This window comes from Streptomyces sp. ATexAB-D23 (genome assembly GCF_000373645.1).
Taxonomy (GTDB): domain Bacteria; phylum Actinomycetota; class Actinomycetes; order Streptomycetales; family Streptomycetaceae; genus Streptomyces; species Streptomyces castrisilvae.
On the sequence record NZ_KB892006.1, the window covers coordinates 66,115 to 87,869 of the forward strand.

Sequence of the window (21,755 nt, forward strand, 5' to 3'; positions counted from 1 at the left end):
GGAGGGAAACCCGCTACGCGTTCCAGGGAGCCGTCGGGAACCATATGTAATCGAGCTTGCCCAGCATCCGGATGTCCCAGTAGATGACCGTGAACGCGCCGGCCACGAGGAACGCGGACGCGGTCAGCGTCGCCACCCGGCCCGGCTTGGTGGCCAGCCAGCGCTGGACGGGCCGGCTGAGGCTGTAGGACAGGAGCAGGAAGATCACCGCCATCACCAGGAAGTTGCCGATGGACTGGAGCGAGAAGGCGACCGCCCCGAAGAGCGGGTTGTGTTCCTCGGCCGCCTGCCGGAACAGGTTGCGGAACAGCGGGTAGGGGCGGCCGATCAGGAAGGCCCCGACCATGACGCCGATCAGTACCAGCGGAGCGTTCGGGTGCCGGCGCGAGAGTGCCGCCAGCGGGTCGGGGACCAGACCGGCCGCGGCGAGCCCGAGCACCAGCATGAACAGGCCGAGCACTCCGTACACGATCATGGCCTGGGCGATCCGGGGCGAGATGCCGTGCGTCTGCGCCGTCGAGAACTGCGGCATGTGGGTGCCGACCAGACCGACCAGCACCCCGTAGGCGGCCGAGACCGGCAGCATGCCGGCCGCCATCCAGCCCAGCGGCCGCAGCGCGTGTGCCAGCCGCTGACGGCGGGTGAGGCTGATCTGCCCGACCAGCGGGCCCACCGCCCCGAACACCGCCACGTTGCAGGCGGTGAAGGAGCCGGCCAGGCCGGACACCAGGGCGAAGAGCACCCCGGCGCCGATGCCGGACAACTCCGTTTCCTTGGCGTCATGGCCGAGCAGTTGGCTGGCGGTGCGGAAGCCGATCTCGTCGTCCGCCAGCTTCGAGGACCATGCGTAGGCGATCAGTAAGCCGCCGAGCAGGCTGAGCACGAGGAGCAGGACCCGGCGGCGCGGGAACAGGCCGTTGACGAAGAGCGACGTGGCGTGCGGCGGGGCCGTCGGGGCCGGAACGGAGGTGGTGTCGGTCACGTGAGGTCTCCTCTGGGGCTGGGCGGTGCCGGAACCGGTGCACGAGGTCCGCCACCCCGGCCGCTCCCGTTCGGAACGGCCGCATGCGAGACCTCGGATGTGGGGACGTGCGGGCGACGCGACTGATTGTCGGGACCCGGCCCGCTCCGTGCCTACTCCTGAATTGCCCGGTACCGGCACGGCAGAAGTAGTACGGCGGGCCGCGGAACCGGAGCATGTAACCGGAGAGCTGCGGCCGTCCGGGCGCGCGGCGGGCTGGAGGGCAACGATGAGCGCGAGCTGGCGAGCGGTCAGGCGCCGTCTGATGACACCGAGCCACAACGAGACCAAGCTGTCGACCCGGGGCTTCCACGAGAAGAGCCCCGAGGCGCGGGAGACGCTCGAAACGGTCGGGGCGACCTTCCTCGACGGGTACGCGTTCGCCGTCGAGGCACGCGACCAGGACGAGGCGCACGAGCGGCTGGAACGGATCCCGGTGCGGTTCCGCGGCTTCGCCTACGAGGGCGCGGCGATGGGACTGGCCATGCTGGACGGACTTCCGGTACCCGGCAACGGCCGGGTACCGGCCTTCCTGGCGGGCCACGGCGCCCCGCACGGCTACATGGTGCACGTCGGGGTCGGCTGGGCGATGGCCCGGCTGCCCCGCTTCCGGTGGGCGTCCATCGCGCCCGCCGACCCGCTGCTGCGCTGGCTGGCCCTGGACGGATACGGCTTCCACCAGGCCTACTTCCGTACCCAGCGCTATGTGCGCGAGCAGTACCGGGACCCGTCCTTCCGGTGGCCCGGCGACGAGACCCGGCGGTACGCCGGGCACGCCGTCGACCAGGGCATCGGGCGGGCGCTGTGGTTCATCGGCGGCACCGACCCGGCCGTGGTCGCGGACCTGGTGGACAGCTTCGCGGCGGACCGGCGGGCCGATCTCTACAGCGGGGTCGGCCTGGCCGCCTGCTACGCCGGCGGTGCCGGCGAGGCCGAGCTGCTGTACCTGCTCGAACGGGCCGGTCGCTACCGGCCGCAGCTCGCCCAGGGCGTGGCCTTCGCCTCGACCACCCGGGTGGAGTCCGGACTGCTGACACCGCACACCGAGATGGCCGCGCAGCTGATCTGCGGTATGAGCCCGCGGCAGGTCACCGAGGTCTGCTCGCACGCCCGGCCCGATCCCGTCGTGGACGGCCGGCTGACGGCGTACGAGGTATGGCGCCGGGAGATCGCCGAGCGGGTCTCCAGCGACGCCCCCGAGGCGCGGGCATGACCGGCGTGGACTCGGCCCCGGCCCCGGCCCCGCCGGGCGGCGGCCGGCCGCGTCGGCCACCGGGGCCGTCGCGGGCCGGCACCCCGGTGCTCCTGGCCCGGATGGCATCCGACCGGCTGGCGGTGATGACCGAGGCGGCGGCCACCTACGGCGACGCGGTACGGCTGCCGCTCGGCCCCAAGACCCTGTACTTCTTCAACCACCCCGACCACATCCGCCGGGTGCTGACCGACAACAGCGCCAACTACCACAAGGGCATCGGTCTGGTGCACGCCCGCCGCGCGCTCGGCAACGGCCTGCTGACCAGTGAGGGCCCGCTGTGGCGTGCCCAGCGCAAGGTGATCCAGCCGGCGTTCCAGCCGCGCCGGATCAACCGGCAGATCGGGGCCATCGGCGAGGAGGCGATGCTGCTGGCGGACCGGCTGAGGCGGTCGGCGGGCGAGGGAGCGGTGGACATCCGGCAGGAGATGACCGGGCTCACCCTCGGGGTGCTCGGCCGCTCGCTGCTGGACGCGGACCTGGGCGCGTACGAGTCCATCGGCGAGGCCTTCGAAATCGTCCAGGACCAGGCCGTCTTCGAGATGATGAGCCTGAGTTCGGTGCCCACCTGGGTGCCGCTGCCCCTGCAGCTGAGGTTCCGCAGGGCGCGGGCCGAACTGAACCGCATCGTGGCCGCGCTCGCCCGGGAGCGGGAACTGCACCCGGCTTCCGACGGCACTCGCGACGACGTGCTCTCGCGCCTCATCGACGCGACGGCCGACGAGCGGGATCCGGCGGTCCGGCAGAACCGGATGCGCGACGAGCTGATCACCCTGCTGCTCGCCGGGCACGACACCACCGCCAGCACCCTCAACTGGACGCTGTATCTGCTGGACCGGCACCCCGAAGCGGGCGACCGGGTACGCGCCGAGGTCGACGAGGTGCTGGGCGACCGGCTGCCGGCCATCGAGGACTTCCACCGGCTCACGTACACGTCGATGGTGCTCCAGGAGGTGATGCGGCTGTACCCGGCGGTGTGGCTGCTGCCGCGCAGGGCGCTGGCGGCGGACGAGATCGGCGGCTACCGGGTGCCGGCCGGCGCCGATGTGGTGCTGTGCCCCTACACACTGCACCGGCACCCGGACTTCTGGGAGGACCCGGACCGGTTCGACCCGGAACGCTTCGCCACGGGCCGCTCCGCGGGCCGGCACCGGTACAGCTACGTACCGTTCGGTGCGGGACCGCGGGTCTGTGTCGGCAGCAGCCTGGGGATGATGGAGGCCACGGTGGTGCTCGCCGTCCTGCTGCGCCGGCTGCGGCTCTCGGTCCCCCCGGGTCACAAGGTGCGGGCCGAGCCGATGCTGACCCTGCGGGTCAAGGGCGGCCTGCCGATGACCGTGGAGGCGCGGAACTGACGGTGTGCCGGCGAGGACGGACCGGTCACGCCAACGGCCGCCCCGGGCAGCAGTGGCCCGGGGCGGCCGTTCGTGTTCCGGAATCCGCCGCGAGGTGCGGCGGGCAAGCGGGAAGCCCGGCCGGGGCAGTCGGCCGGGCTTCCCGATCGAACCGGGGTCAGGCGGCGACGCGGCGGAAGGCCCCGCCCAGGAAGAGCAGCGGGTCCTCGCCCGACGCGTTGCCCGCGCCCAGTACCGAGCCCACGAAGATGGTGTGGTCACCCCCGTCGTGGATGGCGCTGAGCCGGCACTCCAGCCATGCCTGGACGTGGCCCAGCACGGGGGCTCCGGTGTGCCGGCCGGGTTCGTGGTCGATGCCGGCGAACTCCGCCGCACCGCGCGGGCGCGAGTGGTCGGCGAAGTGGCGGGCCACCCACTCCTGGTCCCGGCTGAGCACCGAGACCGCGAACGCCTGCTCGGCCAGCACGAGTTGGTGGATGGCCGCCGACTTCACGACGCACACCAGCACCTGGGCCGGTTCGAGGGAGACGGAGGTGAAGGAGTTGGCGGTCATGCCGCGCGGAGCGTCGCGTCCCGCGGTCAGTACGGTCACCCCGGTGGCGAAGCGCCCCAGCACCCCGCGCAGTGCGCGACGGTCGTGGATGTCCGCCTCGGGCGCCTCCGCGGGAAGTGGCGGCAGGTCGAGCGGACCGGGCAGCGGAACGGAGGCGGATGGGACGATGGACATGTGGATCACCCCGCAGTAGTTGTGAGCGTCCGGGAGGACGCCGTACCGGTGACGCTGTAAGGGACCAGGGCGAGCCGCAGGGGCTCGGGGACCCTGGTCGGGCGGGTGTCGGTGTTGGGGCCGCGCATGCAGGCGATCCTCTGCTGCCCGCGCGCGACCAGGGTTTCGCTTCCGTCCGGCCCGAGCCGCACGTAGTCGAAGGTGAAGGCGATCTGGGTCTGGGTGAGGTCCAGCAGCCGCATCCGGATGGACAGTTCGTCGAAGGCGGTGATCTCGGCGAAGAACTCGCAGTCCACCTTCAGGGTGAACAGTTTGAGGTCGGCCCGGATGTCGGCGAGCACGTCGGGTGCCCGGTCGCGCAGGAACATCTCCCGGCAGCGGCCCTGCCAGCGGAGGTAGTTGACGTAGTAGACGTTGCCGACGAGGTTGGTCTCCTCGAAGCCGACCAGGTGGCGGTACTCGTAGTAGGCCGGTTGCGTCATCGGGTCCCCTCGGTCAGCACGGTGAACGACACCGGATCGGCGACGCCCTCCAGGGCGGTCGCGAAGGACGTGATGCGGTGTGCGCCGCCGCGGAAGGCCACCCAGCCGGCCGGCAGTCCCGCGTCGCCGTCCAGGCTCGGCGCGGCCACCGCGTGGCCCGCCTTGCGCAGCGTCTCCACCGCGCCCCACACCCGGGTGGCGGCCAGGCTCAGCGCCTCGCCCCGTCCCTCGGCGAGCAGCCGGGCCAGCGCCAGGCCGTCGGCGCCCAGCAGCGCGGCCCACTCGTCGGCCGGCCGCTCGGCGGCCACCTCGACGTCGCAGGTGACGGCCCGGTCGGCGACCACGGCGAAGGTGACGCCCGCCGCGTGCGAGGAGGACACCCGTCGTGGGCCGGCCAGTTCGGGCCGTCCGTCGGGCCGGTGGTGCACCTCGGTGGTACGCCCCAGCGCCCAGCTCACCGCCTGGGCGGTGCGCTGCCGGCGCTCGTCCACCGAGGACCCGTCCACCGGGCCTCCGGGCAGCACGACGCACCGCAGTGGGTGGCCGAGCGCCGCCTCGGCGCGCCGTTCCAGGAAGGGGCCGAGCAGGGCCGGCAGCCAGGGACCGGCTCCGTCCTGCTTGCGCACCGCCTGTAGCAGCAGGCCCTCCCAGCGCTCGACCAGCCGGCCCGCCTCGTCGCGGACGTCCAGGTCGTAGAGGTAGCTGTCGCCGTCCCGGGACCGCTCGCGGGCGTCGAGGAACAGCAGTCGCCCGGTGTCGTCCGCCGGCCGGTCCGCGAGATGCAGCCGTGCCACGCTCACCGGCAGCAGTGTGGCGTCGGGCACGCACGCCTGGATGGAGTGCATGAGCGCGTCACGGGTACCCGGGTCGGCCAGTACCAGTTCGCCCGGGTGGTAGGCGGCGAACCAGTCGGCCCGGGGAGTGTCGTCGATCTCGGCCAGGCAGTGCTTGGCGGCCAGGTCCCGGTAGCCGAGCAGCCGCTGGAAGCGGTCGCCCTGGAAGAGCACCGGCCCGTACAGCTCACCGGGTGCCAGCGGCACCCGTGGCACCTCGTCGGTGACCGGCGCCGGGTCACCGGCCGGCCCCGGCCCGCCGAAGCGCAGGGTGGCCCGGAAGTGGTCGGCCTGGAAGCCGGTCTCACTGCTGCGCACCACCGCCTCGACCGTGTCGGGTCCGGTGACCAGGGCGGCCACCCGCAGAGTCGTCGTGCCGTTCACCGGGACCACGATGGGCCGCAGGAACCCCATGTCCTCCAGCACCGGGGTGGACCGGTGGCCGGTCAGCGCGGTGGCCACCTGGGTCATGGCCTCCATGCCGAGGACGGCGGGGAAGAGCAGGTCGCCGTCCAGCAGGTGGTCGGCCAGATAGAGATCGCTGCCGGCGCCGAGTTCGGCGTCCGCGACCAGTTCGATGCCGGGGTAGTGCACCTGGACGCGTTCCAGGAACCGCAGCAGCGGGGGTTCGCGCTGCTCCAGGGTGAGCGTCGGCAGGCCGCCGGCCCGGCCCATCACCACCAGGGCCGGCGGGACGGTGGTGTCGGCCAGGAGCCGGCCGAGCAGTTCCACGCCCTGGTCGGCGGGGATCGGCTCGATGCCTTCGCGGACCAGCCCCTCCAGGACGCCCAGCCGCTCCCCCATGCCGGCACCGGACCAGACCGACCACTCCAGTGCCAGGCAGCGGCAGTCGGGGTAGTCCTGCTGGAACTGGACGGTCAGCTCGGTGAGCCAGTCGTTGGCGGTGGCGTAGTCCGCCTCGCCGCGCAGTCCCGCCCGGCCGATGATGCTGCCGAAGGTCACGAAGAGCCGCAGCGCCGCCGGGTCGATCGCGGCCAGTACGGCCTCCACGCCGTCGATCTTGGTGGCCAGTGTGCGGCGGAACGAGTCCTCGTCCAGGTTGGCGAGTGCCTGCGGCTGGTTGCGGCCCGCGCCGTGCAGCAGGCCGGTGACCGGGCCGAGCGCCTGGGTGATCTCGCCGACCGCGGCCTTGACCTGGTCGACGTCGGTGACGTCGGCCCGCGCGTAGTGCACCCGGACACCCGCCGCCTCCATCCGGGCCAGGTTGTCCGCGAGTTCGGCGTCCTCGGCGGGGTCGGAGCGGCCCATCAGGCCGATCGCCGCGCCGTTCTGCCCGGCCAGCGAGATGGCGCACTCGGCGGTGATGCCCTTGCCGCCACCGGTGATCAGCAGGACGTCGCGGGCGTCCAGCGCCTGGTGGGTGGAGTCCCTCGCCAGCTCCACCGCCCGCAGCACCGGCTCCCGCCGCACGCCGTCGGAGTCGTAGTGCACCCCGCTGAACCCGGTGGTGGCCAGCACGTCCGCGGTGATCCGGACGCTCATCCGCTCGGCGGCGTCGGCCGTCATGTCCTCGGGCAACGGCAGGGTGACGACGGTGACCGGGATGTCCGGTGCCTCCAGGTGCAGTGTCTTGGCCAGGCCGGCCGCTCCCCTGCGGTCGCCGACGGCGACCAGCCGGGTGCCGGCGGCACGCCGTTCCGGGTCTAGTGCGGCTCGGGCGGCGTCGAGCATCAGACCGATGTGCTCGTGACCGCAGTCGCGGGGCAGGGCGAGCAGGACGCCCGCGCCGGGCCCGGTCGCGCGCAGCTTCTCGGCCAGCGGGCCGGCCAGCGGATGCCGGTCGGAGGCGAAGACCTCCCAGTCGCCACCGGGCCCGGCAGCGGGGCCGCCGGGCAGCTCGGCCGGTGTCAGATCGACGACGAACGGGCGTACCCAGCTCGCGACGCCGGGGGCGGCGGACGGCTGGTGCTCGTCGGGCGACTGCTCGGCCAGCTCGTCGAGGAGTTCGGCGAGCTGCCCCAGCGTGGAGGTGGCGAACGCGGTGGTGACCATGGGGGCGGAGATGCCCAGCTCCTGGGCGGCCTGGTTCATGATCTGGCCGACGGTGATGGAGCTGAGGTGCAGTTCGTCGAGCGGGTTGGCCGCCGGATCGACCGTTTCGACCGGGAGTTCGGCACGCTCGGCGGCCAGCCGGAGCAGTACCTCCAGGCTGGAGGCGTCCTCCCCGTCGGCTGCCGCGGTGCCGGCGGTGGCCGCGAGAGCGGTGGGCTCGGGCAGCGCGGCCGGCATCGACTGCTCCAGCACGAAGTCCTCGCCGTTGGACTCGCAGGGGCTGGCGAAGAACAGGAACTCCTTGTCCAGCGGCAGCGGCCGGGTGAAGCGCCCGGCGAAGAGCCGGCTGTGCCGGACCGGCGCGCCCATCGTCCAGGCGGCGGCGACCGTGCCGAGCAGCCCGGTCAGTGACAGGGCGTCCGCCTCGGTGGCGACCGCGGGCACATCCGGCAGGATCTCAGCGGCCAGCGACTTCAGCACGTGGCCCGGTCCGACCTCGATCAGCAGGTCCACCTCGCCGTCCATCTTCTGGAGCGCCTCGGTGAACCGGACCGGTTGCAGTACCTGGCGGGTGAGCAGGTCCACCACGTCGGTGTCGGCGGGCAGCAGCCCGCCGGTGACGCTGGAGACCAGGCCCTCGCCGACCGGGCCGAACCGCTCGGTCGCCAGGTGCTCGGCGAGTCCGGCCGCGGCCGGGGCGACGGCCGGTGAGTGGAAGGCGTGCGAGACATTGATCCTCGCCATGCCGACGCCCTGTGCCGCCGCCAGCGCGCAGACCCGTTCGACCGCCGCGACCGGGCCGGACACCACGGTCTGCCGCGGGCTGTTGTAGCCGGCGATCACCACCGGCTCGCCGGCGGTCAGCGTCTCGGCCAGTTCGGGGGTCGTCGCGAGCGCCGCCATCGTGCCGTCCCCGTCGCTGGCCTCGGCCATGATCCGGCCACGGGCGCCGGCCGCGCTCAGCACGGTCGGCTCGTCCATCGCGCCCGCCCAGTGCAGGGCGGTCAGTTCCCCGAGGCTGTGCCCGGTGGCCCGGACCGCCTCGATGCCGAGGATGTCCAGGATCCGCAGGCCCGCGACCGAGGCGGCCACGATACGGGGCTGGGCGACGTCGGTGGCGACCAGGTCGCCGTCGGTGGGCAGCGAGAGCCGGTCGTACAGCTCGTCCACGGCGGCGAACCGGCGGCGCAGCGCGCCTCCGTCGCCCCGCTTTCCGGCGCCCTGGCCGGGGAAGAGGAAGGCGATCCGGGGGGCCGATCCGGCGCTGCCCAGGAAGACGCCCCCCGGGGTGTCCAGCAGCGAGCGGACCCCGGCGGCCAGTTGACCGGCCAGCTCGGTGAGCCGCTCGGTGGCCTGTTCGGGCGAGGCCACGAGCACCGCGGCGCGCAACGGCCGGCCGTCCAGCTCGCCCTGCAACGTGGCTGCCAGGTCACCGAGTTCGGCGTACGACAGCTGGGCGCAGAACTCGGCGAGGCGGGTCGCCTTCTCCCGCAGTTCCTCCGGGTCGGCGCCGTCCAGCAGGAACAGCTCGGCGTCCTGCCGGGAGGCGACCAGTTTGCGGGTGACGCTCGGCACGGCGCTGCGCCGCAGGCCGTCGGCGTGCTCGACCACGACGTGGGCGTTGATGCCGCCGAAGCCCATGGAGGAGACCCCGGCCCGGATGGGCATGTCCTGGGGCCACAGCTCGGCGCGGTCCGGGACCCGCAGCGCGGGCTCGGGGCCGAGGAGTTCGGGGTGCGGGTCGAAGTGGCTGGTGGCGGGCGGAATCACCTGGTGGCGGACCGCGAGGATCGCCTTGAGGAGCCCGGCGACGCCGGCCGCCGCCTTGGTGTGGCCGAAGTTGCCCTTGACAGTGCTCAGGGCGGCCGGGGCGAGAGCCCCGGAGGCGCGGCGGGCCTCGGTGAAGGCGCGCAGCTCGGTGGCGTCACCGACGGCCGTTCCGGTGCCGTGGCCCTCCAGGAGGCCGATGGTCTCCATGCCGAAGCCGGCCGTGCGGTAGGCGCGTCGGATGGCGAGCCGGTGGCCACTGGCCTCGGGCCGGGTGATGCCGCCCTTCCCGTCGGAGGAGTAGCCCCAGCCCGCGATGGTGGCGTAGCGGAACCGGCCCTGCGCGCGGGCGTCCTCGTCCCGCATCAGGACGAGCATGCCGCAGCCCTCGCCGGGCCAGAAGCCGTTGGCGCCCTTGTCGTAGACGCGCATCTCGCCGGTGGCGAGCGCGCCGGTCTTGGCGAAGCCGATCACCTCGAAGGGGTCGATGCTCAGGTCCACACCGCCGGCCACCGCCACGTCCATCGTGCCGCGGGCCAGCGCGTCGCACCCGGTGGAGACCGACAGCAGGGAGGACGAGCACGCGCCGTCGACGGTGAAACCGCCGCCCTTGAAGTCGAAGTGGTTGCAGATGCGGCCGGCGATGGTGTTGGCCAGGCCGCCGGCCAGGGTGTCCTCGCCGATGGGCGGGAAGGCGCTCTTGTAGCGCTGTTCGAGGCCGTCGAGGAACGCGGTGAGCGCCTCGTCGTCCCAGCCCTGCTCGCGCAGCGCGGCGCCGACGGTGCGGCGGACGTACGGCCAGCGCAGTCGCATCAGATTGGCCCGGCTGAACTCCCCGGTGAGGGTGTTGCCGATGATGACGCCGGTGTTGACGTCCGCCAGCCCCTCGCCGAACGGGAAGCCGGCGTCCTCCAGGGCGCGGGCCGCGGTGTCCAGGGCGAGCCAGTGGGTCATGTCGGTGGAGCGGAAGGTGCTGCCCGCCACCCGGTAGCGGACCCGGTCGAACTCGAATCCCTCGATCACCGCGGCCTTGGCGCTGTAGAAGCGGTCGGGGGCGGTGGGGTCGGGTGAGTAGTAGTCCTCGGCGCGCATCCGCTGGTCGGGCAGTTTACGGAAGGCACGGCGGCCCGCCAGCACGTTCTGCCAGAGCTGTTCGGGGTTCTCGGCGTCGGGGTAGCGGCAGGCGATGCCGACCACCGCGATCCGGCCGGAGGGTTCCCGCTCGTCGTTCTCGGCCGTGGTCACGGGCCTCGGTCCGCTTGCGGTCATGCCGCCACCGCCTCGTTGCCGGCCAGACGCCGTGGCTCGGCGGGCTGCTCCACCGTGCCGCTCGTCGTGTCGTTGCCCCGGCGCCGTTGCAGGCCGTGGGCGACCCACCAGCCGATACCGCGGACGGCACACACGATCGTGGTGGCGAAGAAGAGGGTGTAGACGACGTTGAAGACCATCAGCAGTCCGTAGACCATGGCGACCGAGGAGCCGAACATGAACTGGTTGAGGGGCTTCGAGGGGGTGGTTCCGGGGTCGGTGATCATGTAGTTGGTGAAGAGCACGAAGGCGACACCGCTCATCGGTCCGAGCGCGGACCAGATCGCCACGTCCCATATGAAGTGGCGCAGCACCGCTTGGATGACGAAGGCGCCGAGCCAGCCGACGATCAGCGGTATCCGCTTGGTCAGCATGGCGTTGATGACCGTGCCGGCGGTGGCGATGACCAGCGGGATGCCGACCCGGAAGAACGTGTTCGCGTTCTCGGTGAACTCGTACGGCGGGGCGATGCTGATCCAGGAGCCGAACATGAGCAGTGAGACGGTGATACCGAAGTTGGAAGGGTTCATGTAGTGCCGCATGCGCCCGTTGATCGGTGCCTGGAGGACGTGTTTGCCGGCCACACCGATGAAGACACCGAGCAGGATGGGCAGCAGCAGGTCGTTGGCGTAGAGCAGCATGTTCACCGCGAGCGCGGTGATGTGGGCGGGCAGCAGGAACTCGTACACCCTGCGGAACCCCCCGCCCAGGAAGCGGGCCCGGCGGTTCTGGGCCCAGGCGCTGATCACCTCCAGCACCATCTCGACCGCGTAGGCGAACGGCGCGCAGATGATCGGCCACAGCCAGGGCTGCTCGAAGCCGAGCAGGGTGTAGCCCAGGATGTTGAACACGCTCATGGAGATGGCGAAGTTGCGCAGTGCCAGGTAGCGGGGGTCCCGGTTGGGTTTCTTCTTCTCGGTGGGGGGCTGGGCGGCGTGCGGAGCCGCCTTGACGGTCTGGGAACGGTTGTCGGTCATCGGCTCGTCACCTCCTGGATGTCGTCGGTCAGCATGAGGGTGTGGCTGCCCGCGGTGAGCTGCTGGGTCTTGGTGTGCAGGCCGCCCTCGCTGTCGTGCCATGTGAAGTGCGCCTTCACCGGGCCGGTGTAGGTGTCGAGGCCGAAGCGCACGTCGAAGCTGCGGAAGCCTCCGTGCCCGCCGCCGCCGTCGAGCTGGGCGATCTGCCGCCCCTGCGGCGTGGTGATGCTCACCGTGGTGCCGTACGCGGGCGAGCCGGGGGCGGCCAGTCCCTCTCCGGCGGTGGCGTCCGGCGCGGGCCGGTACAGCCGCAGTGTCAGGTCGTTGCCCAGCTTCGGGGCCTGGTTGGCGTAGAAGGCCGGCGGGCCCCACTGGCGGGCTATCGCGAAGTCCAGCGCGCCGCTGCCGGTGGTGTCGGCGGTGGCGATCGCACGGGTCGGGATCGGGACGTCGAGGCCGAGCTGCTTGCTCACGTTCGCGTACTTGCCGCTGCTGGTCCGGGCGTAGAACGCCATCACCTCGTCGCCGGCCAGGTCGTCACCGGGGCCGACGTGCGGCCACATCGCGGGGTTGGAGAGCAGGTTGTCGTTGGTCATGGCCAGTTCCTGGAGCCATGGCCAGCGGTCGATCTCGCCCTTGACGAAGCCGTCGGCCTGCAGGATGTTCTGCTGGCCGTTGTTGAGGAAGTCGCCCATCTTGGCGTCCCAGCCCCAGCCGGTCCAGGCGACGCCGTTCTTCTGCGCCTCCTGCTTGAACGGGGCGATGCCGTCCCGCAGTTCGGCCTTCGCGGCGGCCGGGCTGTCGGCCTTGTTGATCCAGAGGAAGTTGCTCTCCTCCAGGCCCCAGGCGACGGTGATGTTGCTGACCATCATGTCGAAGCTGCCGTTGCCGTCGACGTCACCGAAGTCGACCCCCATGCCCTTGAAGGAGCCGTTGCCGAGCACGAACGACTTCGGGGTCGTCGCGGTGCGCTCGCCCTTGGCCTCCGTGAAGCGGATGTTGCCGGGGGTGGAACGGTTGTGCAGCAGGTGCCCGTGGCCGAAGTCGTTGGCGATGTAGACGTCGGGCAGACCGGAGCCGGTCAGGTCGGCGCCGGAGATGGCCAGCGTCCAGCCGGTGGAGTTCTCGTACGGGATGGCGTCCTTCTCCTCGACGAAGGAGACGTCCGGGTCGGTGCCGGCCGAGCCCTTGTACCAGCGCAGCACGTGGTCACCGCCCGCGTTCTTCGCGCTGGACAGCGAGTCGTTCATCTCGACGTTGTTGAGGCCGTTCGGGTCGAGCACGTCGGAGTCCGGGAAGTAGTTCCCGACGATCATCGACGGGTGGCCGCTGCCGTCGAGGTCGGCGACGTAGACGGCGTCGGTGTTCCACCTCGGTCCGTGGTACTTGCCGTCGAGACTCTGCGAGGCGACGACCTCGCGCGGGACGTACGCGGACTCGGACGGGGTCTTGGCGTCGGACTTCGCCAGGAACAGCACCGGGGTGCGTCCCCAGTAGGTGACCAGGAAGTCGTTGCGGCCGTCGCCGTTGAAGTCGCCGGGGGTGCAGCCGGTGGGCGCCATGGCGTCGTCCATCGGCAGCGGCTTGCCGTCCAGCACGAACGGGGTGAACCGGTCGGCGGTACGAGCGGTCGGGGTGTAGGTGACCACGACCGAGTCGGTACGGGTGTCGACGATGCACATGCCGTTGGCGAGTCCGTGGCCGGTGACATCGTTGACCGCGATGCTGGCGCCGACCGAGGAGATCCAGGCGCGGATCTTCTCGTAGGCGGGGTTCACCTCACGGATCGTCTTCTTCGGCTGCGAGTCGTATCCGGGCGGCATCGCGATCGGCATTTCCTTGAACTTGTACGCCGCAGCAGCCTCGTCACCGCCCGCGACGGACACCGATGTACGGACGACGAAGAACAGCGAGGTCGCCACCAATATCGTGACCACCCCTGGTATGAGCCTGCGGAATCGCTGTCGGTACGACATCCCAATTCCCTCCCGTGAACGAGAAATGAACGGCTGGCCGAGGTCATTGCGAATGTAATTCCGAAATTACTGTCGCAGTACCTGGCACTTGAGGATCTACCACCCCGGCAAGGGCTGCTTCTCTGACGTTGCCACGGTTCGAAGGGGGCACTTGCCTTCAGTGCGGGGAATATCCACGGCCCTGGCCATTGAGCAGTCTCGGAGAAGACCGGATGCGGGCGGCCTGTAAAACTCGGGTGAGATCGGACCCTGTCGAATCACAGTCTGGCGAGGTTTAAATCCATGACGCACACGTATGACGCGATCATCGTCGGGTCGGGCTCCGCGGGTGCGGCGCTCGCAGCCCGGTTGAGCGAGGACCCGGCCCGTTCGGTGCTCCTCATCGAAGCGGGCCCGGACTTTCCCGATGCGGCCGACATCCCGCACGACATCACCAACGGCAATGCCATGTCGATGAGCAAGCACGACTGGCACTACCGCGCGGAGATCATGGACGGCCGGCGCATCCTCTTCCCCCGAGGAAAGATCACCGGCGGCTCGTCCGCGGTCGGTGCCACCATCGCGCTGCGGGGTGTGCCCGAGAACTACGACAAGTGGGCGGCGGCGGGCAACCCGGCGTGGGCGTACGAGCAGGTGCTGCCGTACTTCCGCCGGCTGGAGGACGACCTGAACTTCGAGGGCCGGTACCACGGCAAGGGCGGCCCGGTACCGATCCGCAGGTTCCAGCCGGACGAGATGACCACCATGCAGCGCGCCTTCACCGAAGCGAGCCTGGCGGCCGGATTCCCCGAGGTCTCCGACCACAACCACCCCGAGGCGACCGGTATCGGCCCGATCCCGTCCAACCGGCGCGACCCCCGCTTCCGGGTCTCGACGGCGATGGCGTACCTGACGGGCGAGGTACGGGCGCGGGAGAACCTGACCATCCGCAGCGGGACGCTCGTGCACGAGGTGCTCTTCGAGGGCGACCGCGCGGTCGGCGTCCTGGTCTCGGCCGGTGCCGGCGAGCCGGAGGAACTGCGGGCGCACAAGGTCGTCCTGTCGGCCGGAGCGGTCAACACCCCGACGCTGCTGATGCGTTCGGGAATCGGCCCGGCCGACGACCTGACCGGGCTCGGGATCGACGTCCGGCTGGACCGGCCCGGGGTCGGCGCCCATCTGATGGACCACCCGCGGACCGGGGTGTTCATGCGGCCCAAGGAGGGGGCCCTGGACGAGAACGTGCCGTTCCTGCAGTCCATGGTGCGGACCACGGCCAAGGGGTCGACCGACTTCAACGACATGCAGTACTACATGGTCAACCACTTCGACCTGGAACTCTTCCCCGAGCTCCAGATGCTGGCCGGCGCTTCGATGATCTTCGGTGTGATGGTGGTGGACCAGCAGCCGGAGTCGGTCGGCCGGCTGCGGCTGGCCTCGGCCGACCCGGCGGCGGGGCCGGACATCCAGCTCGACTTCCTCTCCACCGAACGGGACCTGGAGAAGATGGTCCAGGGCGTCCGGACCTGCTGGGAGCTGGCCAACCACCCGGGGATCGCCTCGCGGGGCGACGGCTTCATCGTGCTGAACGACAAGCTCATCGAGAAGGACGCGATGGTCGAGCAGTACGTGAAGGTGAGCCTGGACAGCGGCTACCACCCGGTGGGCACGGCCCGCATGGGCACCGCTGACGACGCGGGCGCCGTGGTCGACGAACAGCTGCGGGTGCACGGGGTGCAGAACCTGTACGTGGCCGACGCCTCGGTGATGCCGAGCATCGTCAACTGCAACACCAACCTCACCTCGATCATGATCGGTGAGCGGCTGGCGGACTGGCTGCGCGCCGAGTGAACTGATCCCGCCAGGCCTCCTCCTCCGACGGCCGTTCCGGCGCCTGCCGCGCCGGAACGGCCGTCCGTATGTCCGGGATCAGGACCCGCCGGCAGGCGCACGCAGGGCAATTTGAAAGACGAGACGCCGTCACCATTCCTGCCACCATGAGAGAAAACAACGCCGCAATTACCCGCCGGACAGCAGACCCGGATATATTCCCGTTTTTCTGAATTGGTTCGCGGGGCGGCTCCCACAATCGGAAGAAAAGGCGATCATCCATGACCGATCCGAATGTGCTGAGCACGGTCCGCGTCCCCCTGGTGGGGGAGGACGAGGCCCAGGGCAGGACCGCGGAGCTGTACGAGGCGATCAAGTCCCGGATGGGCATTCCCTTCGTGCCGGACATGTTCCGCCTGGTGTCCAGCCGGCCCGACCTGCTGGAGGTCGTGATCGCCGGCTACGGCGGCGTGTTCAACGACGGCGTGCTGCCGCGTGCGACCCGCGAGATGATCTCCGCCTGGAGCTCCAAGGTCAACGGCTGCCCGTACTGCGTGGGCACCCACAACTGGTTCCTGGCCCAGTTCGGCGGCGACCAGGAACTCACCGACGCGATCGCCGGCTCCGCCTCGGTCGAGGACCTGCCGATCGACGAGCGCACCAAGGAACTCATGCGCCTGGTCACCCAGATCTGCACGGGTGCGTTCCGGGTCACCGACGAGGACTGGGCCAGGACCGAGGCCGCGGGCTGGACCAACGCGGAGATGCTGGAGGCGGTGTTCACCGCCTCGCTGTTCGCCTTCATCAACCGCCTGGTGGACGGCCTGGGCCTGGGCGACTCGGTGGCCCGCAGCCGGATCGCCTCGCAGCCGGAGGACGCCACGGTGTCCGAGCAGCGGCTGGCAGAACCCCGGTGAGCAGCCCCTCGCGCGCGATCCTGCTGACCGGGGCGTCGTCGAGCACCGGCAGATCCTCCGGCACCGGAAAGGCCGTGGCACTGCGGCTGCACCGGGCCGGCTGGCCGGTCTACGCGACCGCGCGGCAGCCCGGGGCGCTGGCCGAGCTGGAGGCCGAGGGCATCCGGGTCCTCCGACTGGATGTCAACGACGAGGATTCGATGACGGCCGTCGTCGACACGATCACCGCCGAGCACGGCTCGGTCGGCACTCTGATCAACAACGCCGCCTACAGCCTCAACGGCACCATCGGCGAGACCCCGATGGACGAGGTGCGCAGCCAGTTCGAGACGAACATCTTCGGACTGTGCCGGCTCACCCAGCTCGTGCTGCCCGGCATGCGGGCCCGGGGCAGCGGCCGGGTGGTCATGATGTCGTCCATCTTCGGTCAGTTCGCCACCCCGGGCCGCGGCTACTACCAGGCCACCAAGCACGCCCTGGAGGCCATCAGCGATTCGCTGCGCCTGGAGGTGGACACGTTCGGCATCAAGGTGGTGCTGGTCGAACCGTCGCCGGTGCTCGGCGGGTTCGTACCGATGTCGGTCGCCGACCTCGGGATGTCCGGGCAGGAGCGGGGCGGTGTGTACGACGACTTCTGGCGGTACTTCGTCGACTGGCACGGCGCCTACCGGGAAACGGAGAAGCCGAGCGGCCGGGGCCGGATGGCGGTGCGCGCGGAGACCGTGGCAAAGGTCATCGAGAAGGCGGTGACCAGCGACAACCCGAAGATCAGGTACCGGATCGGCATGCCGTCCCGGTTGCTGCCGCGGATGCGGTGGACCATCGGGGACAGGTTGTTCGAACGCTTTGTCCGGGCGTTCTTCCCCATTCCTTAGGGCGTGCCGTCACCGTGGCTCCGCCAGGAACGTCGGCGGGGCCCGGTGGCGCGGCCGCACGGAGGCGGAACCCGATGGCAGACCGCGCCGTCAACTCGTTTGGTACCGGCCGTCAGACCGCAAGAATGAAGAAGGAGGAACCCCGCATCGGTGTGACGATTGACTGGCGCACCGAAGGACATCCGCTGAGGAGCTGAGGGAAGTGCCACCGATGTTTGAAGGCCACGCGGAGCCACCGCGGCGCGGCATCACCGGTCCGGATCCCGGAGCGGACGCATGAAAGACCCGAGACTGCTCGTGCAGTCGCCGCTCAGGAGGCTGTCCCTGCTCCAGGTCCGGCACATCGCGACCGTGCAGTTCGGTGAGGCGGCCGGCGACACCGCCCGGGTCTACCGGGAGCTCGAACGGGACTTCGGGGTGCTGGCTCCGCCCATCGCCCTGCACGCCCCGGTGCCGGAACTGCTCGCTGCCTCCTGGATGACGCTGCGCGAGACCATGCTGGTCGACGGGCTGGTGCCGCGGGCCTCGAAGGAAGCGGTGGCCGCCGCCGTGTCACGGGGCAACCAGTGCCCGTTCTGCACCACCATGCACTCCACGATGCACAACTCCCTGACCGCCCGGCCCACTTCATCCGGGCGGGGCACGAAGGCGGCACCGGACGGTGGCGCCGGGACGGCCCCGGACCAGTTGACGGCGTGGATCGGCTCGGCGGGCAGGCCGCCGTTCGCACCCGAACTGATGCCGGAGCTGGCCGGGACCGCGCTCTGCCTCCAGTACCTCAACCGGATGGTCAACGTCTTCCTGGGCGCGCAGCCGCTGCCGCCGCACGCCCCGGACCGGGCTGTGGGCCCGGTGCTGCGGGTGCTGACCGGCCTGATGCGCAGCTCTGTCCGGGCCAGGGCGCGGCCGGGTACGTCGCTGTCGCTGCTGCCCGAGGCACCGCTGCCGAAGGACCTGGGCTGGGCGGAGGCCGATCCTCGGATCGCCGCGGCGCTGGCCAGGAGCACGGCGGCCGTCGAGCTGACAGCGGCCGAACTGGTGCCGGAGCCGGTCCGGGAGCTGGTGGCCGCCGAACTGGCCCGCTGGGACGGCAGCGACCCCGGTCTCGGCCGGGCCCGGCTGGACGCACCGCTGCGGGAACTGCCGCCGGCCGACCGGCCGGCGGGCAACCTCGCGCTGCTCACCGCCCTGGCCTCCTACCGGGTGGACGACGAGGTCATCGCGGCCTTCCGGCAGAACGGCGCGGGTGACCGGGAGATCCTCGCGGTCACGTCATGGGCCGCCCTGCGGGCGGCCCGGCGGCGCAGTTCCCAACTGCTCCGCGACAACTGAACAACCGGCTCCCCTCGGGTTGGAAGCAGTTGTTCCACCCATCGCCTCGCGGTGGTGTTCCGGCATAGGGTCCGTGCGCCCTGAATTCTCCAGGTGTGGATACCGATGCAGCGCAGCGGGATCCAACACTTTCATGTCGTCGCCCGAAAGCGGGTCCCATTCCCGCCGACCGGCCGGCGGCAGGCGCTGCCCTGCGCGTCCGGTCAGGACGCACTCGCTTCATCGGCACGCTCGGAGAAATACCGTGCAAATCTTTGCGGTACACATTATCGCACCGACAGAGCGTCAGTTCTGAGATGTTGCTCGGCCATTTCCGTCAGGACGCATTCGATTCATCGACAAGCTTGGAGCACTGCCATGCAGGTCGCCGTTGAGCGCGCGATAGCGACGATGTGGGACCGATACGAGGAACCACTCTCGCTCGACGAGATCGCCAACACCGCGATTCTCAGCAAGTTCTACTTCTCCCGGGTGTTCCGCAATCTAACCGGGACATCTCCGGGCCGATTCCTTTCCGTGGTCCGGCTGCACCAGGCGAAGAGCCTGTTACTGGAGACCAATCTCAGCGTCACCGAGATCTCCTACCGGGTCGGTTACAACAGCCTCGGCACCTTCACCAGCCGGTTCACCCGCAGTGTGAGCCACTCCCCGGCCCGCTACCGGGCACTGGCCCGTGCCGGGCTGCTCGCACCGAGCGGCGGGTCCGCCACGGGGCCGCAGCAGCTCCTCGACAGTGGCCGGCCCACCAGCGAGCTCGAAGGCACCATCCGTCTCCCCGGCACCGCACAGCCGGTACGGATCTACGTCGGTGCGTTCCGTGAGTCCATCGTGCAGGGCCGTCCGACCGCCTGCGCGATCCTGGACGGGCCCGGATCGTTCTCGCTGCGCCTGCCGGAGGGCGCCTGGTACATCCGGGCGGCCGTGCTCGCCATGGACGACCCGCCCTCGCCGCTCGGTCAGCGGCGCCCGCTGCTGGTGGCTTCGAGCCAGGTGCTGAACGTACGGCGGGACCAGGACACCCGGGTCAACCTGATCGGCCGTCCGCTGACCCCCCTGGACCTGCCGATCCTGCTGGCGCTGCCGGAGCTGGACTTCTCGGGTCTGCCGAAGGCGGGCGGCGCTCCCTTCGAACTCCCCGCCATCACCGGCACCTGACCGCAGGTGCGAAGGAGACGCACAGGCCGGCGTACGGACGGGCCGCACCGCTGGAGAGCGGTGCGGCCCGTCCGTACGCCGGCCCCGGCCGGTGCGGTCCTGCCGGGGCCCTCGCGGGGCCCGGTACGGGTCAGAACCCGCGGACCGGCTCCACCTCGTTCGCGGGCGGCGCGAACGGCCCCCAGGCGAAGGCCGGCATCCAGGTCACCGACGGGTCCCCGGACCAGCGCAGGTCCTCGATCTGATGCCAGGTGCGACGGCCGGTCAGCGACCGGAACACGTCGAAGGCCGGGCCGTGAACGGTGGCGACGGGAGCCCCCTCCCCCACCACCCAGTCCCGCTCCGGGGTGTCGATGCGCAACGCGGGCAGATTCCCGCCGTGCAACGCGAGGCCGAAGCCCATGGTGGCCAGGTCCAGCGCGCCGGGGAACGCCGGATGGCCGTGCGGCGCGACCGTCTCCCCCAGGCCGACGCGCAGGTCGATCTCGTGCGAGAACACGTCGAGCAGCAGGATGCGCCGCCGCAGTTCGGGGGTGCGGTCCAGCGCCTCGCGCAGCTCGCCGTCCAGGGCTTCCCACCGGTCCAGCAGACCGGGCAGGCCGACGCCCTCCGACGGGCGCAGATCGATCTGGTTGTCCTCCAGGGCAACGAACGACTCGCATATGTGGACCAGGTGTCCGATCAGGTCGCGCACGCTCCAGTCGGGGCAGGCGGGCACGCCGGCGAAGGCCGTGTCCGGCGTCCGGGTGACCAGACCGGTGATGTTCTTTCTGGTCCGCCGGTAGGCGTGGTGCTGCTCGGCCGGATCGTGTCCGGTCCCCGCCGCCGTCATGACCCGCTCCGCTCGCCCGCGGTGCCGGCCTGGCGCCGCGTCAGCATCCCGGTCCGGTACAGCCAGTTGGCGGTGTCGGCCATCGTCGTCGCGACGGGCCGCGCCGTGGGTACGTCGGCCGTCGCGGCCCGGGACACCGGTACCGCGTGCACGCAGGTGTAGGCGGCGCCGAACTCGGCGGGGATGTGCCACGGCCACCACCGCTGGACCGCATCGGTGACCCGGGCGGCGGGAAGCATGGCCCGCCCCGGCAGCCGCAGCGTCGTGAGCCGGCGGCCCGTCGCCGCGCGGAGCTGGGCCAGGTAGTCGGCCGTCGTCACGTACCGGTTGGGCCCGAAGACCCGTACCGGCTTGTCCGGCGGCGGGCCGAGGGCCAGCCCCCCGAGTACGGCGGCGGTGTCACGCACGTCGCCCAGCGGGAATCCGCCGGTGGGCCAGAGCGGCATCAGGCCGCGCAGCGCGTCGCGCAGCCGGCCGGTCTGGTCACCGAGCCCCGGGTCGTCCGGGCCCAGCAGGGCCGGGGGGTAGACGATGTGGACCGGCGCCCCGTCGTCCTGGTGCCGCCGGGCGAGCGTCTCGCAGGCCGCCTTGCTCGCCAGGTAGGGCTCGCCGGGGTCCCCCACCGGGCTTTCGGCGCGCAGTTCGGAATCGGTGGTGGGGATCAGCGCGCCGACGGTCGAGACGTACAGCACCGTGCCGGCCCCGGCCCGGACCGCCGCCTCCAGGACCGCCTCGGTGCCCGCCACATTGGTGCGGGTGATGTCGTCACGGCGCCTGCGGTCGAAGGAGTAGACCGACCCCAGGTGGATCACGGCGTCGGCGCCACGGACCGCGCGGGCCGCCGCCGCCCCGTCGGCGACGTCGCCGGTGACGGTCTCCACCGTGTCCGGGTCGACGCCGAGCGGGCCGAGCGCGGGCGCCAGCCGTAACCGGTCGCGCACCAGCAGCCGGATCCGGGCTCCACCGGCCGCGAGGGCGGCGACCGTGTGCGAGCCGAGGAAGCCGGTGCCTCCTGTCACACAGACCAACATGTCGTTCCTCCTCTTCCGTCCCCTGCTCGACGTGTCGCGTCGGCCGCCGTCGCGGCCCGTCCGCAGGCGTGTCGGTCCGGCAGGAGCTGTCGG

General features: G+C 71.2%; 15 protein-coding genes. 7 read left to right on the top strand and 8 right to left on the bottom strand.

Translation table 11 applies throughout. The features are described from left to right. Positions 1-13: 13 nt before the first annotated feature. Positions 14-982, bottom strand: coding sequence for a hypothetical protein (locus B082_RS0108095; RefSeq protein WP_018551310.1), 969 nt, complete (start codon positions 980-982; stop codon positions 14-16). A gap of 268 nt (positions 983-1,250) precedes the next feature. Between B082_RS0108095 and B082_RS0108100 the strand changes: the two genes are divergently transcribed. After that, positions 1,251-2,234 (top strand): DUF1702 family protein, encoded by a 984-nt coding sequence (locus tag B082_RS0108100; protein WP_026249545.1) that lies wholly within the window; start codon positions 1,251-1,253, stop codon positions 2,232-2,234. Next, positions 2,231-3,628, top strand: a complete 1,398-nt coding sequence (locus tag B082_RS0108105; RefSeq protein WP_018551312.1) for a cytochrome P450 — start codon at positions 2,231-2,233, stop codon at positions 3,626-3,628. Before B082_RS0108100 ends, B082_RS0108105 begins: the two co-directional genes overlap by 4 nt. A 157-nt stretch (positions 3,629-3,785) precedes the next feature. Here the strand turns inward: B082_RS0108105 and B082_RS0108110 are convergent, their stop codons facing one another. The 5 genes from B082_RS0108110 to B082_RS0108130 are packed head-to-tail and all read right to left on the bottom strand — an operon-like array spanning position 3,786 to position 13,672. Further along, entirely contained in the window at positions 3,786-4,355 is a 570-nt protein-coding gene (locus tag B082_RS0108110) for a flavin reductase family protein (protein ID WP_078622531.1), read from the bottom strand. A gap of 5 nt (positions 4,356-4,360) precedes the next feature. Next, entirely contained in the window at positions 4,361-4,837 is a 477-nt protein-coding gene (locus B082_RS0108115; protein WP_018551314.1) for an acyl-CoA thioesterase, read from the bottom strand. After that, entirely contained in the window at positions 4,834-10,719 is a 5,886-nt protein-coding gene (locus B082_RS0108120; RefSeq protein ID WP_078622530.1) for an SDR family NAD(P)-dependent oxidoreductase, read from the bottom strand. The genes B082_RS0108115 and B082_RS0108120 overlap by 4 nt, the downstream gene beginning before the upstream one ends. Further along, entirely contained in the window at positions 10,716-11,735 is a 1,020-nt protein-coding gene (locus B082_RS0108125) for a hypothetical protein (protein ID WP_018551316.1), read from the bottom strand. Before B082_RS0108125 ends, B082_RS0108120 begins: the two co-directional genes overlap by 4 nt. Continuing rightward, positions 11,732-13,672, bottom strand: a complete 1,941-nt coding sequence (locus B082_RS0108130) for an FG-GAP-like repeat-containing protein (RefSeq protein ID WP_037709694.1) — start codon at positions 13,670-13,672, stop codon at positions 11,732-11,734. The genes B082_RS0108125 and B082_RS0108130 overlap by 4 nt, the downstream gene beginning before the upstream one ends. 321 nt (positions 13,673-13,993) lie before the next feature. Here B082_RS0108130 and B082_RS0108135 point away from each other — a divergent pair, with 321 nt between their 5' ends. The 5 genes from B082_RS0108135 to B082_RS0108155 all read left to right on the top strand — a co-directional run bounded on the left by B082_RS0108135 (position 13,994) and on the right by B082_RS0108155 (position 19,799). After that, on the top strand, positions 13,994-15,541 hold the full coding sequence (locus tag B082_RS0108135) for a GMC family oxidoreductase (RefSeq protein ID WP_018551318.1): 1,548 nt from the start codon (positions 13,994-13,996) through the stop codon (positions 15,539-15,541). Positions 15,542-15,801: 260 nt separating this feature from the next. Next, complete coding sequence (locus B082_RS0108140) at positions 15,802-16,437, top strand: carboxymuconolactone decarboxylase family protein (protein WP_018551319.1); 636 nt, start codon at positions 15,802-15,804, stop codon at positions 16,435-16,437. Further along, complete coding sequence (locus B082_RS0108145) at positions 16,434-17,312, top strand: SDR family NAD(P)-dependent oxidoreductase (protein ID WP_018551320.1); 879 nt, start codon at positions 16,434-16,436, stop codon at positions 17,310-17,312. The genes B082_RS0108140 and B082_RS0108145 overlap by 4 nt, the downstream gene beginning before the upstream one ends. Before the next feature lie 276 nt (positions 17,313-17,588). Beyond that, entirely contained in the window at positions 17,589-18,644 is a 1,056-nt protein-coding gene (locus tag B082_RS0108150; RefSeq protein ID WP_018551321.1) for a carboxymuconolactone decarboxylase family protein, read from the top strand. Positions 18,645-19,001: 357 nt separating this feature from the next. Continuing rightward, positions 19,002-19,799, top strand: a complete 798-nt coding sequence (locus B082_RS0108155; protein WP_018551322.1) for a helix-turn-helix transcriptional regulator — start codon at positions 19,002-19,004, stop codon at positions 19,797-19,799. Between the two features lie 130 nt (positions 19,800-19,929). Here B082_RS0108155 and B082_RS35810 read toward each other — a convergent pair whose 3' ends face one another. Further along, positions 19,930-20,631: a maleylpyruvate isomerase family mycothiol-dependent enzyme gene (locus B082_RS35810; protein WP_018551323.1), complete on the bottom strand. Its 702-nt coding sequence runs from the start codon at positions 20,629-20,631 to the stop codon at positions 19,930-19,932. Further along, entirely contained in the window at positions 20,628-21,650 is a 1,023-nt protein-coding gene (locus B082_RS0108165) for an NAD-dependent epimerase/dehydratase family protein (RefSeq protein ID WP_199783775.1), read from the bottom strand. The genes B082_RS35810 and B082_RS0108165 overlap by 4 nt, the downstream gene beginning before the upstream one ends. Between the last annotated feature and the right edge of the window lie 105 nt (positions 21,651-21,755).